Origin of the sequence: Oceanimonas smirnovii ATCC BAA-899, from assembly GCF_000381965.1 — a bacterium.
Taxonomy (GTDB): Bacteria; Pseudomonadota; Gammaproteobacteria; order Enterobacterales; family Aeromonadaceae; genus Oceanimonas; species Oceanimonas smirnovii.
The window spans coordinates 129,973-144,829 of record NZ_KB908460.1 but is presented as its reverse complement, the minus strand read 5'-3'; the positions used below and the strand labels follow the sequence as shown (position 1 = coordinate 144,829).

Annotated in this window: 17 protein-coding genes and 1 tRNA gene; 15 read left to right on the top strand and 3 right to left on the bottom strand. The window is 54.8% G+C overall.

The window, feature by feature from the left end:
* Positions 1–19 precede the first annotated feature (19 nt).
* Both G364_RS0109670 and nadA read left to right on the top strand, forming a co-directional pair.
* A tRNA-Lys gene (locus G364_RS0109670) sits at positions 20–95 on the top strand.
* Positions 96–222: 127 nt separating this feature from the next.
* Positions 223–1,284, top strand: coding sequence for a quinolinate synthase NadA (nadA, locus tag G364_RS0109665; RefSeq protein WP_026344822.1), 1,062 nt, complete (start codon positions 223–225; stop codon positions 1,282–1,284).
* Positions 1,285–1,349: 65 nt separating this feature from the next.
* Here the strand turns inward: nadA and G364_RS0109660 are convergent, their stop codons facing one another.
* The 3 genes from G364_RS0109660 to G364_RS0109650 form a co-directional block, all read right to left on the bottom strand.
* Positions 1,350–1,709 (bottom strand): NirD/YgiW/YdeI family stress tolerance protein, encoded by a 360-nt coding sequence (locus tag G364_RS0109660; RefSeq protein ID WP_019934946.1) that lies wholly within the window; start codon positions 1,707–1,709, stop codon positions 1,350–1,352.
* A 120-nt stretch (positions 1,710–1,829) separates the two neighbouring features.
* Complete coding sequence (gene gap, locus G364_RS0109655; RefSeq protein ID WP_019934945.1) at positions 1,830–2,825, bottom strand: type I glyceraldehyde-3-phosphate dehydrogenase; 996 nt, start codon at positions 2,823–2,825, stop codon at positions 1,830–1,832.
* A 41-nt stretch (positions 2,826–2,866) separates the two neighbouring features.
* Positions 2,867–3,619, bottom strand: coding sequence for a DUF2989 domain-containing protein (locus G364_RS0109650; RefSeq protein ID WP_245541407.1), 753 nt, complete (start codon positions 3,617–3,619; stop codon positions 2,867–2,869).
* Positions 3,620–3,806: 187 nt separating this feature from the next.
* On the opposite strand from G364_RS0109650, the gene G364_RS0109645 reads away from it, so the two are divergent.
* The 13 genes from G364_RS0109645 (at position 3,807) to G364_RS0109585 (ending at position 14,832) form a co-directional block, all read left to right on the top strand.
* Positions 3,807–5,243, top strand: coding sequence for a glyceraldehyde-3-phosphate dehydrogenase (locus G364_RS0109645; RefSeq protein ID WP_019934943.1), 1,437 nt, complete (start codon positions 3,807–3,809; stop codon positions 5,241–5,243).
* Between the two features lie 100 nt (positions 5,244–5,343).
* Complete coding sequence (locus tag G364_RS0109640; protein ID WP_019934942.1) at positions 5,344–5,622, top strand: YeaC family protein; 279 nt, start codon at positions 5,344–5,346, stop codon at positions 5,620–5,622.
* A gap of 203 nt (positions 5,623–5,825) precedes the next feature.
* Positions 5,826–6,779 carry a YbgA family protein gene (locus tag G364_RS0109635; RefSeq protein ID WP_019934941.1) on the top strand — a complete coding sequence of 318 codons (954 nt, stop codon included), beginning with the start codon at positions 5,826–5,828 and terminating at the stop codon, positions 6,777–6,779.
* A complete protein-coding gene (locus G364_RS0109630; protein WP_019934940.1) occupies positions 6,769–7,608 on the top strand; it encodes a MerR family transcriptional regulator in 840 nt (279 codons plus the stop codon). The genes G364_RS0109635 and G364_RS0109630 overlap by 11 nt, the downstream gene beginning before the upstream one ends.
* Entirely contained in the window at positions 7,586–8,995 is a 1,410-nt protein-coding gene (phrB, locus tag G364_RS0109625) for a deoxyribodipyrimidine photo-lyase (protein ID WP_019934939.1), read from the top strand. The genes G364_RS0109630 and phrB overlap by 23 nt, the downstream gene beginning before the upstream one ends.
* Positions 8,992–9,414 (top strand): nuclear transport factor 2 family protein, encoded by a 423-nt coding sequence (locus G364_RS0109620; RefSeq protein ID WP_019934938.1) that lies wholly within the window; start codon positions 8,992–8,994, stop codon positions 9,412–9,414. The genes phrB and G364_RS0109620 overlap by 4 nt, the downstream gene beginning before the upstream one ends.
* A complete protein-coding gene (locus G364_RS0109615; protein ID WP_019934937.1) occupies positions 9,411–10,142 on the top strand; it encodes an SDR family NAD(P)-dependent oxidoreductase in 732 nt (243 codons plus the stop codon). Before G364_RS0109620 ends, G364_RS0109615 begins: the two co-directional genes overlap by 4 nt.
* Positions 10,135–11,382, top strand: a complete 1,248-nt coding sequence (locus G364_RS0109610; RefSeq protein ID WP_019934936.1) for an NAD(P)/FAD-dependent oxidoreductase — start codon at positions 10,135–10,137, stop codon at positions 11,380–11,382. The genes G364_RS0109615 and G364_RS0109610 overlap by 8 nt, the downstream gene beginning before the upstream one ends.
* The gene (locus tag G364_RS0109605; protein ID WP_019934935.1) at positions 11,379–12,098 is read left to right on the top strand and encodes a DUF1365 domain-containing protein; all 720 of its coding nucleotides are present in this window, start codon (positions 11,379–11,381) and stop codon (positions 12,096–12,098) included. The genes G364_RS0109610 and G364_RS0109605 overlap by 4 nt, the downstream gene beginning before the upstream one ends.
* Positions 12,099–12,108: 10 nt before the next feature.
* Positions 12,109–13,362 (top strand): SAM-dependent methyltransferase, encoded by a 1,254-nt coding sequence (locus G364_RS0109600; protein WP_019934934.1) that lies wholly within the window; start codon positions 12,109–12,111, stop codon positions 13,360–13,362.
* Positions 13,332–13,814 carry a DUF2878 domain-containing protein gene (locus tag G364_RS0109595; protein ID WP_019934933.1) on the top strand — a complete coding sequence of 161 codons (483 nt, stop codon included), beginning with the start codon at positions 13,332–13,334 and terminating at the stop codon, positions 13,812–13,814. Before G364_RS0109600 ends, G364_RS0109595 begins: the two co-directional genes overlap by 31 nt.
* 3 nt (positions 13,815–13,817) lie before the next feature.
* Positions 13,818–14,300 carry a chalcone isomerase family protein gene (locus G364_RS0109590; protein ID WP_019934932.1) on the top strand — a complete coding sequence of 161 codons (483 nt, stop codon included), beginning with the start codon at positions 13,818–13,820 and terminating at the stop codon, positions 14,298–14,300.
* A 1-nt stretch (position 14,301) separates the two neighbouring features.
* Entirely contained in the window at positions 14,302–14,832 is a 531-nt protein-coding gene (locus tag G364_RS0109585; RefSeq protein ID WP_019934931.1) for a DUF3833 domain-containing protein, read from the top strand.
* Positions 14,833–14,857: the final 25 nt, after the last annotated feature.

Here is a 14,857-nt window from a genome sequence, read left to right as displayed (position 1 = left end):
TTCTTGTCCGTTTCGATACGGGTCGTTAGCTCAGTTGGTAGAGCAGTTGACTTTTAATCAATTGGTCGCAGGTTCGAATCCTGCACGACCCACCATCTCTTCTTCTACTTATCTCCTCACCGCTGAATATTTTTTCATATTGTTAACACAGATTTGGGTTGCTTCAGCTTCGACGGTATAATGCCCGAAGTTTGTCATTGAATGGAGCACCGGCATACCGCCATGACCGAAGCCGTTGATATTGTCGAATTTGATTATCCTTTTCCCGCCAAACCGGCCCCGCTCAGTGCGGAGCAGCAGCGAGCGCTGAAGGATGAAATCAGGTCCCTGCTAAAAGCCCGTAACGCCGTGCTGGTAGCACATTACTATACCGATCCCGAGATCCAGGCGCTGGCCGAGGAAACCGGTGGTTGTGTGGCCGACTCACTGGAAATGGCCCGTTTTGGCAAAGAGCATGAGGCCCAGACCCTGATTGTGGCCGGTGTGCGCTTTATGGGGGAGACCTCCAAGATCCTGAGTCCGGAAAAAACCGTGCTGATGCCGACGCTGGAGGCTGAGTGCTCGCTGGATTTGGGCTGCCCTGCTGATGAATTTACCGCTTTCTGTGATGCTCATCCGGATCATACCGTGGTGGTATATGCCAATACGTCAGCCGCGGTAAAAGCCCGTGCCGACTGGGTGGTAACATCCAGCATAGCGCTGGAAATTGTTGAACATCTCGACAGTGAAGGGCACAAGATTATCTGGGCACCGGATCGTCATCTGGGCAGTTATATCGAAAAGCAGACCGGCTGCGAAATGCTGCGCTGGCAGGGGGCCTGTATTGTGCACGATGAGTTTCGTGCCAAGGCGCTGAAAGAGCTGAAGGCGCAGAACCCGGACGCAGCGGTACTGGTGCATCCCGAGTCACCACAGTCTGTTGTGGAGCTGGCCGATGCCGTGGGCTCCACCAGCCAGCTGATCCAGGCCGCCAGGGATTTGCCCCACAAGCGGCTGATCGTGGCCACCGACAAGGGCATTTTCTACAAGATGCAGCAGGCCTGCCCCGACAAGGAGATGGTAGAAGCGCCCACCGGCGGTAACGGTGCAACCTGTCGCAGCTGTGCTCATTGTCCCTGGATGGCAATGAACGGCCTGGTGGCCATTCGCGATGCGCTGAAGAAGGGCGGTACTACCCACGAAATTCAGGTAGATGAAGCCACCCGCATCAGGGCCATGATCCCGCTGGAACGTATGCTGAATTTCGCCCGTGAACTGAAGATGAAAGTTAAAGGAAATGCCTGATTGAGCAGGTTATAAAAAAAGCCGAAGGCCATGCCTTCGGCTTTTTTGATCTTGCTACCGTTTGATTAGGGTGCCAGCTCTACCCGGTGAACATCCAGCTCGGTTTCATTCCAGTCTTTATCGATTTCTCCCCACAGGGTAACGGGAGTATCAGGTGTTGCCTTCACCTCTCCCCAGTCTTCATTATCGATTTCGACTATCATGCTGCCGGAGTCATCCTGAAAACGGTATTTCTCATCACCCAGAGACTCGGTGATAACACCGCTCAGACGCACCTGACTGTCATCTTTCACTTCCAGGGCCTGGGAAACGCTGACCTGCTCGGTGCTGTCGGGGCCGGTAAAACCACCGGTTGCGGCCATGGTGGTGCCAGCCAGCAAAGAGAAAGTGCCTGCAAACAGGGTTACGACAAGAGATTTTTTCATCATCATGCTCCGTTGTGGTTGGTACAGGCGTAATGATAGGAAGCAAACCTTAACGTAACCTGAAAATAAGAAATAACAGGCGATAATAAACATCGCCTGTTATCGTGACCGGCAGGAAAATTATCTGGAGATATGGGCGATCAGATCCAGTACCTTGTGAGAATAACCGGCTTCGTTGTCATACCAGGCCACCAGCTTGACGAAGTGTTCATTCAGGGCAATGCCGGCGCTGGCATCAAACACGGCGGCGTTGGGCTCGCCGACAAAGTCTGTGGAAACCACGGCATCGTCGGTGTAACCGAGAATACCCTTAAGCTCATTTTCTGAAGCGGCCTTTACCGCAGCACAGATTTCTGCATAAGTCGCTGCTTTTTCAAGCCTTACGGTCAGATCTACTACCGACACATCCGGCGTGGGCACACGAAACGCCATACCGGTCAGCTTGCCCTTAAGTGCCGGAATGACTTTTGCCACGGCTTTGGCGGCACCGGTGGAAGAAGGGATGATGTTCTGACCGGCACCGCGGCCGCCGCGCCAGTCCTTGGAAGAAGGACCATCAACGGTATTCTGGGTCGCCGTGGTGGCATGCACAGTGGTCATCAGCCCTTCGGCAATACCGAAGTTATCGTGAATGACCTTGGCCAGGGGAGCCAGGCAATTGGTGGTGCATGATGCATTGGAGATAATATCCTGGCCAGCATATTCATGGTGGTTAACGCCCATCACAAACATAGGAGTGTCATCTTTGGACGGGCCTGTCATCACCACTTTTCTGGCACCGGCTGCTATGTGCTTGCGGGCTTTTTCATCGGTCAGAAACACGCCTGTGCCTTCAGCGACCACATCAACATTCAGCTCACCCCAGTTAAGGTTGGCCGGATCGCGCTCGGCTGTGACCCGCACCGGTTTGCCATTTACAATAAGGTGATTACCCTGCACGCTGACCTTGCCCTGAAAGCGGCCATGGGTCGAGTCGTATTTGAGCATATAGGCCATGTAATCAATATCCAGCAGATCATTGATGGCGACTACTTCCATGTCGTCCCGCTCGCAGGCGAGGCGAAACATAATGCGTCCGATACGGCCGAACCCGTTAATACCTATCTTGATTGTCATATGCTCACCTGAATGTTGTTAAGAAAACGAAGATAACGTTATCAGTTTGCCTGATATTGCCCTTTGCGTAGTTGCTCAGCCAGCATCATTGCCTGTTGGACCATGGTTTCACGCTCCTGAGCAGTAAAACGAGCGTAGGGCTCCATTTGTTTCCAGTTTACCATGTCGTCATCATAAAGTTCGCTCAGTACCTGACTCCATAACCAGGCCTGCTGGTATTGACGCTGGCGGATGTAAAGCCCGATCAGGCTGGCCAGCAGATCTGCATCGGGCTTGCTGTTTGCGGGGGTCAGCATTAACGCGCGTTGCATTGCCCGTTCTGCACCCGCCGGGTCCTGATGCAGCAAGAAACCGGCCAGGGCTTTCTGCAGGGGGGGCTGCTGCATGTCAGGTCTGTCAGCGCCGGCAATAAAATCACGTCTGGCGGCCCGGTCGCCGTGGCGCTCCCAGCGCCAGAGCTGCAAATAAGGGTAATCAGAGCCGGCTGTACTGGCTTCAAGCCGTGTCAGCTCGGCATCGATGTCAATAATGGTTTCTACCTTGGTATTTTTGCGCTCGTGGCGTTTTGTATACTGCATGTCGAGCAGGGGTTCAAGGCAACGCTGATAGCTGTCCAGCGCGTTCATGACCATATAGCGGCTGGCATCGCCGGGGCGCTCAGCGTTTTCATAACGGGCTTCAACCAGTTGATCGCGCTCCTTGCCACACCAGCTGTCGCTGTGAAGATCGGAACAAAACTGAGGAAAGCGGCTGCACAGACTCTTGTTGCGATCCCGCTCACATCCTGTCAACAAGATGATTCCTGCAAACAGAAAAAACAGGGTTTTGGTTCTCATTTCAGCCCTTTGATGCTTGGCTTCAGTCTGGTAATCATACCCCCTATCCACTAAAATGCCTCCGCCTGAACGCTTGTAAGCAGCAAGTTTTTTCATTTTGCTGCTAATACCAATAACGGTTACGTGAATTAAAAGGATCCGGTCGATGACCCATGAGAGTTACCTGTCCGCCTGGCAGCAGAGCCAGGAACTGGCAGAGTCCATGCAGCCCCTGATTGGCAAACTGTATCGCAACCAGGGCGTGGAAACCTGCGTCTATGCACGCCCCCTGCTGAACGCGTCTACCATTGACATTCTCAAGGCTCACCGTGTGGTGCGTCGTCACGAAGGCCAGCCGCTGCCGGTCAGCCAGAGCTACCCGGTACTGAAAGCACTGAGTGAAATGGATCTGGCTCCAGCCAGCATTGACCTTGGCAAGCTGGCAGTGGGTTACTGGAAAAACCATCAGGATGAGTCCGGCCTGACCGACTACCTGAACGCCGAACTGGCACCGGCGCTGAATGCCTCAACCGATGCCAAGCCCACCGACGTGGTGCTGTATGGTTTTGGCCGCATCGGTCGTCTGCTGGCGCGTCTGCTGATTGAACGCGCCGGCAGCAACAACGGTATGCGTCTGCGCGGCATCGTGGTTCGCGGCAGCGGCGACGATCTGGAAAAGCGCGCCAGCCTGCTGCGTCGCGACTCGGTTCACGGTCCTTTTAACGGCTCCATTGAAGTGGACGCCGAGAACAACGCCATTATTGCCAACGGCACCTACATTCAGGTGATCTACGCCAACAGCCCGGAAGAGATCGACTATACCCAGTACGGTATTCACGATGCCCTGGTGGTCGACAACACCGGTAAATGGCGTGATGAGGCTGGCCTGGGTCTGCACCTCAAGGCCAAAGGTGCTGCCAAGGTGCTGCTGACTGCGCCGGGCAAGGGCGACATCAAGAACATCGTATTCGGTGTGAACGATGACATGATCCAGCCTGAAGACCGCATCATGTCTGCTGCCTCCTGTACCACCAACGCCATCACACCGGTACTGAAAGCGATCAGCGATGCCTATGGTGTGAAGAACGGCCACGTTGAAACCGTACACTCCTACACCAACGATCAGAACCTGATTGATAACTACCACAAGGGTGATCGTCGTGGTCGCAGTGCTGCTCTGAACATGGTTCTGACCAGCACAGGTGCTGCTTCAGCTGTGGCCAAGGCGCTGCCTGAGCTGAAGGGCAAGCTCACCGGTAATGCCATTCGCGTTCCTACGCCGAACGTATCCATGGCAGTGCTGAACCTGAATCTGGAAAAAGCCACCACAGTAGAAGAGCTGAATGAGCATCTGCTGCAGGTGTCACTGGACTCACCGCTGCACAACCAGATCGACTACAGCACCAGCAGCGAGCTGGTATCCACCGACATGGTGGGCTCCCGCTTTGCCGGTATCGTTGACTCCCTGGCTACCATAGTAGAAGGTGACCGTGCCGTCTTGTATGTGTGGTACGACAACGAGTTTGGCTACAGCTGCCAGGTAGTGCGCGTGATGCAGAAAATGGCCGGCATTGAACTGATGGATCTGCCCGCGCGCGGCTGATCGCATTTTTGCAAACCGGTTATCAAAAGGGGGGGGCGCAGGCCGCCCCTTTTTTTGTGGCTGGTGGTAAATTAACGGCATCAAAACAGGAGGAATTGTCATGTCATCATTTCAGCAAGCCATTGCCGCCATGCCCAAAGAAGTGTACGAGCGGCTGAAGACTGCCGTTGAGCTGGGCAAGTGGCCAGACGGCTCTGTGCTTACTCAGGAGCAGAAAGAAAATAGTATGCAGGCAGTGCTGGCATGGCAGGCCATGCACAACGACAACCCCGAGCACATGACCATCGGCAAGGGCGGTGAGCTGGTGATGAAATCCAAGGCCGAGCTGCGCCGCCAGTTTCGCGATGAAGAAGAGATTATTCGCAGTAAATTGAATTAAAGCTTGTTGCCCGGGATAAACCCGGGCCTACATTTACCCAACCCCCAACCCCCAACCCCCAACCCCCAACCCCCAACCCCCAACCCCCAACCCCCAACCCCCAATCCCCAATCCCGGCTTTGTATAAATTTTTCTTGTACAACCTTGATTAACTTGTACAACTAAAGCTACAGTAAACGTATAGTTGTACAAGAGGGTTAGCAATGTACAAGTTTGATCCCCAGGTTATCAAGCTCGGTATCAGTGGTTGTCTGGTCGGCCAGAAGGTTCGTTTTGACGGTGGCCACAAGCGTTCAGATTTTTGTACTGAGCAGCTGGCACAGTTTGTGGAATTTGTCCCCGTGTGCCCGGAAATGGCCATTGGCCTGGGCACACCGCGTCCCAGCATTCGGCTGATTGGCGCAGAAGGGGAGGTGATTGCCCAGACTGCCAAGGGGCAGGATGTTACTCAGGCGCTGCGGGATTATGGCCGTGACATGGCGGCTAAATTCGAGGGGCTGAGCGGCTATGTGTTGTGTGCCAAATCACCCAGCTGCGGCATGGAGCGGGTGCGTGTCTATCATGAAAGTGGCAAAGGCAATGCCAAGGAAGGTGTGGGTGTCTATGCTGCCGAAATCATGCAGGCGCTGCCTTTGCTGCCCTGTGAAGAAGATGGCCGGCTGAATGATCCCATTCTGCGGGAGAACTTTGTTACCCGTGTTTATACCCTGCATGACTGGCAGTGTCTGCTGCACAGAGGGCTGACGCCGTCCCGGCTGATAGCCTTTCACAGCCGCTACAAATACCTGCTGATGGCTCATCACAGAGACAGTTATCAGGAGTTGGGCCGGCTTATTTCGGACTTGTCTGAACATCCTGAGCAAAAAGCCGAGCAATATATTCAGGGTCTGATGAAGGCGTTGCAACATCGCGCCAGCCGTAAGGGCCATACTAACGTGTTGCAGCATCTGCAGGGCTATTTCAAGCGCCAGCTGACATCACGCCAGCGCCAGGAGCTGGCCCACACGATTCATCAATATCGTCAGGGTATATTGCCGTTACTGGCTCCCATCACCCTGTTACGGCACTACCTGGAAGAGCATCCCAATGATTATCTGCGTCAGCAGGTATATCTGGATCCGCATCCGGAGGCGTTGCGACTGCGTTATGGCATCTGAACCCAAATACCCTATTCGGGAAGTGTCTCGCTTAACCGGTATCAATCCGGTTACTTTGCGCGCCTGGCAGCGACGCTATGGCCTGCTCAAGCCGGCTCGTACCGAGAAAGGGCACCGGCTTTATTCCGATCAGGATATTGCAGTGATCAGACAAATCCTGCACTGGATAGAGCAGGGGGTCAGTATAGGTCAGGTAAAAGGGCTGCTGAGCAGTCCGCAGCCAGTGGAAGAAGGCAGTAACTGGGAGCTGGCGCATCAGAGCCTGCTGGCAGCTGCCTGTGATCTGAATACCGGCCGGCTTGAAGCCGAGCTGAACGAGCTGGCCAGCCTTTATCCCGCCGAGCTGCTGCTGCGCCATGTGATTGAACCCTGGCTAAGCAGTCTGTCTCAGTTGGTGCGCCCGGACGGGCAGCTGATTGAGCAAAGCGCCATGGCCCTGCTTGAGAGAGTGTTCACTCAGCTCCTGACTATAAAAACCGGGCCGCGCATTGCGGTGGCCCGAGTAGGGCAAGGTAATGAGCAGGCCAGTGTGCTGACCTGCTTTGAACTGCAAGGTCTGGAGTGTCGCAGCCTGGAGCTTGGCTTGCTTGAACCGCTACAGCTGCCGCTGGCGACACAGCGGCTGCAAAGTGACGCCCTGGTGGTATTGCTGGGAGGCGGCCTGACCCAGAGCTGGTTTGCCGAACGGGCGGAATGCTGGCCTGAACGCTGCTTTTTTATCGGTGAGCTGGGCCGTATGTATGTTGAACAAGGTTGGCTTTCCCGGCCTTATGAAAACACCGTCAGCGAGATTGCGAGGAAGCACAATGCAACATTTGGTCTGGTTTAGAAACGACCTGAGAGTAGCCGATAATCCAGCTTTGCATGCCGCCATCAGTGAAGGCGGGCAGGTTAAAGCCGTGTATATCGATTGTCCCGGGCAGTGGCAGGAGCATGGAAATAGTCCGATACAGCGAGATTTTATCGAAAAAAACCTGCAGTCACTGAGCAGGCAGCTGGCCGGACTGGGTATCCTGCTTGAGGTGCTGGAGTGTGATCGTTTTGATGATGTACCGCGCTTGCTGGCCGAATGGACCGCCCGGCAGCAGATTGATGCGCTTTACGCCAACCGTGATATCGGTATTAACGAGCGTCGCCGGGATAAAGCGGTACAGCAGGCATTACCCATTCCATGCCGTGTGTACAATGGTGACTGTGTGATGAATCACGGAAGCATTACCACTCAAAACGGCGATATGTACAAGGTTTTTACTCCTTACTCCAAAGCCTGGTTAAGTGCACTCAAGGCCAAAGGTTACCGTTTGTTATCCGTTCCTGATGCTGCCGGTAAACCCTGCGAGCCTGAAGCCGTGACCCTGCACGGTGAAAAAAAAGACAGCCGTGACTGGCCCGCCGGAGAGCAGGCAGCCCATCAGGCGCTTGCACGTTTCTGTGCTGAATCCCTGCTTGATTATGCAGAGCAGCGGGATTTTCCCGCCATGGAAGGTACCAGCCGGCTGTCTCCCTATCTGGCTCTCGGCGTACTATCCCCCAATCAATGTCTGGCTGCCATCGAATCCGAGCTTGGCTTTTTGCCGTTTGGTAAGGGAGAGCAAGGCTTTTCCTGGCTGAACGAAATTATCTGGCGGGAGTTTTACCGCCATCTTTTGGTGGCTTTTCCCGGTTTATCCATGAACCGGGCCTTCAAGCCGGAAACCGAGGCGCTGCAGTGGAGTCGTGACCAGAAGGCCTTTACTGCCTGGTGTGAAGGTCAGACCGGCTATCCCATTGTGGATGCGGCCATGCGTTGCTTGCGTGAGACCGGCTGGATGCACAACCGGCTGCGCATGATAGTGGCCAGTTTTCTTACCAAGGATCTGCATATTCACTGGCAGCAGGGTGAGGCCTGGTTTATGGCCAACCTGATCGACGGCGAGCTGGCCGCCAATAACGGTGGCTGGCAGTGGGCTGCGGGCACAGGGGCCGATGCTGCGCCCTATTTTCGCGTATTTAATCCGGTGACTCAAAGCGAGCGCTTTGATCCCAATGGCGACTTTATTCGCCGGTGGGTGCCCGAACTTGCTGATGTACCCGCCAAACATATTCATGCCCCGCACGACTGGCTGCGCCAACGCCGTCGCGAGCAGGATTATATACCGCCTATGGTTGATCACGGTAAGGCAAGGCTGCATGCCATTGCCATGTTTGATGCGCTGAAAGCTGAGGAGGAGTCATGAGCCCGGCGCTGGATGCCTTTTGCCGACTGTATCAACGTTTGTCTCCCGCTGAATTACAAGGGCTGCGTCAGGTCTATTCCGACGATGTACTGTTTGCCGATCCGGCTCATGATATTCGCGGTATAGAGGCGCTTGTCACTTACTTTGAAGGCCTGTTTGAGCGGGTGCAGCAGTGCCGTTTTGACATTATCCAGGTAATGGAGCAGGACGGTGAAGCCTATGTGCGCTGGGAGATGCATTTTGTTCATCCCCGGCTTAACCGTGGCCGGCCCGTGAGTGTGCCCGGCGTGAGCCATCTTTGTTTTGCCGACAGTGTCTATTACCACAGAGACTTTTTTGATCTTGGCACCATGCTCTACGAGCGTTTGCCTGTGCTGGGTAATTGCATACGGGCATTAAAACGGAGGCTGAATTCATGAAACGCGTATTGATCACCGGAGCCAGCTCCGGCATAGGTTTACAGCTGGCACAGGATTATTTGCATGATGGCTGGACAGTAGTGGCCTGCGGCCGCGATGCAGACAAGCTGGCCAATGTCCTGCCGGGCGAGCGGGTGGAGTTCGGCGTATTTGACATTAATGAGCGTGATCAGGCTGTGGCTGCGTTAAGCAAGCTGGCACCGGTTGATCTGGCCATTCTCAATGCCGGCACCTGTGAATATGTCGATGATGCCCATGCCTTTGATGCAGCTTTGTTTGAGCGGGTAGTACAGGCCAACCTGGTTGGTACCGGCAATTGTGTGGCTGCGGTGCTGCCACGTATCAAGACCGGTGGCCGGCTGGCACTGGTCAGCTCTTCGGTCACCTTTGTGCCCCTTACCCGGGCCGAGGCCTATGGCGCGTCCAAGGCCGGAGTGGACTATCTTGCCCGTAGCCTTGCCGTCGATCTGGACCCGGATAAGGTGTCGGTGAGTCTGGTACGGCCGGGCTTTGTGGACACACCTCTTACCCAAAGAAACGATTTCCCCATGCCCGGCCGTGTCAGCCCTGAGCAGGCCAGCCGTTCCATTCGCGCTGGTCTTGCCAAAGGCAAGAGAGAGATAACCTTTCCCTGTGGCTTTATTGCCACTCTCAGATTTTTATCCTGGTTGCCACACGGGCTCTGGCTCAATCTGGCTCGTCGCATGAAAAGGAGCACGCATGAGTAATATTGCCGTGATTGGCAGTGGTATTGCCGGCCTGACCTCGGCCTGGCTGCTGAGTAAACAGCATAAGGTTACCCTGTTTGAGGCCAATGACTATCTGGGCGGTCATACGGCCACTGTGGATGTATCCCTCAACGGCCGCAGTTACGCAGTGGATACTGGCTTTATCGTATTCAATGACAGAACCTATCCTCGTTTTCAGCGTTTGCTGGAGCAGGTTGGTGTTCGGGCCCGGCCCACCGAGATGAGCTTCAGTGTGCAGCAGGCCAGCACAGGGCTGGAATATAACGGCCATACACTGAGCACCCTGTTTGCCCAGCGCAAGAATCTGATTAATAGTCGCTTTTACGGTTTTTTACTCGAAATTGTGCGGTTTAACCTGCTGTGCAAGCGGGCATTGAAAGAAGGCAGCCTGAGTGATAAAGACACGCTCGGGCGTTTTCTGGAGCGACATGGCTTTTCGGCGTTTTTTGCCGGTCATTATGTGTTGCCCATGGTGGCGGCCATCTGGTCGTCATCCCTGGCCGACAGCCGGCACTTTCCGCTGGCATTTTTCCTTCGGTTTTTTAATCACCACGGCTTGCTGAACCTGATCGACAGGCCTCAGTGGTATGTAGTGGAAGGAGGCTCACGCAGCTATATACCGGCACTGGTTAAAGAGGTGCAGCAAGTGCGCCTGAACACACCAGTGCAGTGGGTACGCCGGCTGGATAATGGCGTGGAGATAAGCTCGGCGGCAGGTACAGAGTTATTTGATGAAGTGATTTTTGCCTGTCATTCGGATCAGGCTCTCACGCTGTTGAGTGATGCCACTGCGGCTGAGCGCGAGGTGCTTGGCGGGCTTGAATATCGCAATAATGAAGTGGTGTTGCATACCGATACCCGCCTGCTGCCCACGGAGCAGCGGGCCTGGGCCAGCTGGAATTATTATCTCGACGGTGGTGAAGACGCCCTGCCGGCAGTCACCTATAACATGAATATTTTGCAGGGCATTCAGGCGAATGAGACCTTTTGTGTCACCCTTAATCGCGCCGAAGCCATAGCGCCCGAACGCATTTTGCGTCGTTTCACGTACGCTCACCCGGTTTATCATCGGGCAGCCATCACGGCCCAGGGGCGGCGCAGTGAGATCTGTGGTCAGCGCCACACACATTTTTGCGGTGCCTACTGGTATAACGGCTTTCACGAGGATGGCGTGCGCAGTGCCCTGGATGTGTGTGAGCGCTTTGGAGCCAGCCTATGACGCTCAACAGTGCCATTTACACTGGCGCGGTGCGTCACCGTCGCTATCAGCCTGAACCCCACTCGTTCAGCTATAGCCTTTATATGCTTGCGCTGGATCTGGATGAGCTGCCTGTGCTTGAACAACAAAGCCGGTGGTTTGCCCTGGAGCGCTTTGCCCCGTTAAGTTTTCGCCGGCGGGACTATCTGGGAGATGAACACATTCCCCTCAAGCAGGCGGTACTGGAAGAGGTAATACGTCTGGGTGGTGATGACAACGGTCTTGAACGGGTCATGATGCTGGGGCAGGTGCGTTGTTTTGGTCTCTATTTCAGCCCGGTAAACCTGTTTTTCTGTTACCGGGATAATCAGGCTCGCTATGTGCTGGCTGAGGTACATAACACTCCCTGGAACGAGCGCCACTGTTATCTGGTCGATCTGGAGCATCCCGAGGCCACTGATAAGGCGTTTCATGTGTCGCCTTTTATGGGCATGAACATGCAGTATCACTGGCGTATCTCGCCACCGGCCAAACGGGCATTGGTGCATATTGAAAACCGTAATCCGGAGTTGTTGTTTGATGCCACTCTGGCTCTGCGCCGCCATACCTTTGATGAACTGGCCCTGAAAACGGCCCTGCGCCAGTGGCCGGTGATGACGTTAACCGTAGTGCGTGGCATTTACTGGCAGGCACTGAAGCTGTTTTTGAAACGAATTCCCTATCACTCACACCCTTAAGGACGCCAAGATGGAAACAACCCTGACACTGGCCGCGCCCCGCCCTCTGGACCGCTGGGCCCGCAGTCTGGCTTTTTCCTTGTTGCCGGGTCTGAAAGACGCCGGACTGACCATTATTGATGGTGATGATCGCTTCTTTTTTGGTGAGGCGGATGCCTCACTGCAGGCAGAAATTCGAATTCGGGATCCGCGTTTTTATCGCAGGCTGATGACAGGAGGCAGTATTGGTGCTGCTGAGTCCTGGGTGGAGGCCGGCTGGCACAGTCCGGATTTGACCAGCCTTATTCGTTTATTTGCCCGTAATACCGACATTATGGATAAGCTGGAACGCCGGCTTGGCTGGATAACCTGGCCCTGGCACCGGCTTACTCACAGACGTAACCGTAACTCAAAGGCAGGCAGCCGGGCCAATATTGCCGCCCATTACGACCTTGGTAATGACATGTATGAGCGGTTTTTAGACCCCTACATGCAGTATTCCTCGGCGGTATTTCCCCGGGAAAACAGCAGTCTGGAGCTGGCTCAGGAGCATAAACTCAGACTGATTTGCTCGCGCCTTGAGCTTAAGCCGGAAGATCATCTGCTGGAAATTGGTACCGGCTGGGGCGGCCTTGCCTGTTACGCTGCCCGTCACTACGGCTGTCGGGTGACCACCACTACCTTGTCTCAGGCACAGTATGAACATGCCGAGGCGCGCATTCAGCGTGAAGGGTTGCAGAATAAAGTCACTTTGTTACTGAAGGACTACCGCGAGCTGACCGGTCAGTATGACAAGCTGGTATCGGTGGAAATGATCGAAGCGGTAGGCCATGAATATTTGCCCGAATACTTTCGCATGCTGAACCGCTTGCTGAAGCCTGACGGCCGGCTGCTTATTCAGGCCATTACCATTGCCGATCAGCGTTACCAGCAATATCGTAAAAGTGTGGACTTTATTCAGCGCTATATCTTTCCCGGTGGCTGCCTGCCTTCGGTCAGTGAAATGTCCCGCCACCTTCGGGAGCAGACCGATATGACGCTGGTGCGGCTGCATGATTACGGCTGGCACTATGCTGAAACGCTGCGTATTTGGGCTGAGCGGTTTCGTCAGGCCGGCCCGGAGCTGACAAGGCTGGGTTATAACGCTGACTTTCAGCGCTTGTGGGCCTTTTATTTTGCCTATTGTGAAGGCGGTTTTCTGGAAGGCTCCATAGGTCTGGCTCACTTTGAAGCCGCCAAACCGGGAGCACGAGCATGTCGAAATGGCAATGGACTCAGCTATTAGCTTTTGAGGGGTTCTGGCTGCTGGCGGTGGCGGGGCAGAACCCCTGGGCCTGGCTGACTGCCATGCTGGTGCTGGTACATTTTGCGTTTACTCCGAGCCGCGCTGCCGACATTCGAGTGCTGTTGCTGGCTGTGCTGGGAATGGCCGTGGATGGCCTGCTGACTCTTGCAGGTGTGTTTGAGTTCAGTCACTGGCCGCTTTGGCTCGGGCTGTTATGGGTGGGCTTTGTGCTGACACTGGGACACAGCCTGGTATGGCTGCGCCGTTTTTCATGGCCGTTGCTGGCGCTGACCGGTGCCGGAGCAGGAGCAACGTCCTATATTGCCGGCTGGCAGCTGCAGGCGGTGGCGCTGCCCCTTGGTTTCTGGCCTTCAGTGCTGATTTTGGCGCTGATCTGGTCAGGTTTGCTGCCCCTGCTGGTAAAGCTGGATCAGCGATTACGCGAGAGGTAAATCATGAAAAAGCTTTGTTTTTTACTGCTGTTACTGGCGGCCCCTGTGTTTGCCAGCCCGGTTTCCGATCTTACTCTGGTAGGACAGGGAAAAATGAGCTGGCTGTTCTGGGACCTGTATCAGGCCCGGTTTTACAGCGAAAACGGCCGTTATCAGCCCGATGGTTATCCGCAGGCGCTGTCACTTCGCTATCAGCGCAATATCGACAAGCAGGATCTGCTGACCGCTACCGTGGAAGAATGGCAGCGACTGGGAGTGAGCTGGAAACAGGAGTGGCCCCGTCAGCTGGAGCAACTCTGGCCCTCGGTACGCACCAATGACGAGCTGGTATTGCGGGTGGATGAAGATGGCGTAAGCCGGTTTTACTTCAACTGGCGTCTGCTGGGCAGCATAGATGATCCGGCGTTTGCTCCGGCGTTTCTGGCTATCTGGCTGTCTGCCGACAGCCGCGATCCGCAACTTACCCGACAGCTGAAAGGAGGCTGAGATGAAAATATTGCTGATATTACTGGCACTGCTGCCCTTATTGAGCTCTTGCAGCAGCAAGATTGAAGACTATACCGGCACCACGCCTGCCCTGGAGCTGGACCGGTTCTTCACCGGTGAACTGGTCGCTTACGGCATGGTTCAGGACAGATCCGGCCAGGTATTGCGGCGTTTCAAGGTGGACATGGTGGCCAGCTGGGAAGGTAACAAAGGCGTGCTTGAAGAAGACTTTTTCTATGACGACGGTGAGCAGCAACGTCGGGTCTGGTATCTGGAAAAACACCCTGATGGCCGCTATACCGGTACTGCCGGTGATGTGGTAACACCGGCGGAAGGACGAACTGAAGGTTATGCCCTGAACTGGCGTTATACCCTGGCGGTGCCCGTAGACGGTAAGGTGTGGGATATCAACTTCAACGACTGGATGTATCTGCTGGATGAAAATCGCCTGATTAACCGGGCTGAAATGACCAAATGGGGCTTCAGGGTCGGCGAAGTAACTCTATGGATTGAACGCAAAGCCGCTATGTGAGGAGAAAAAACATCAACTCCTCACG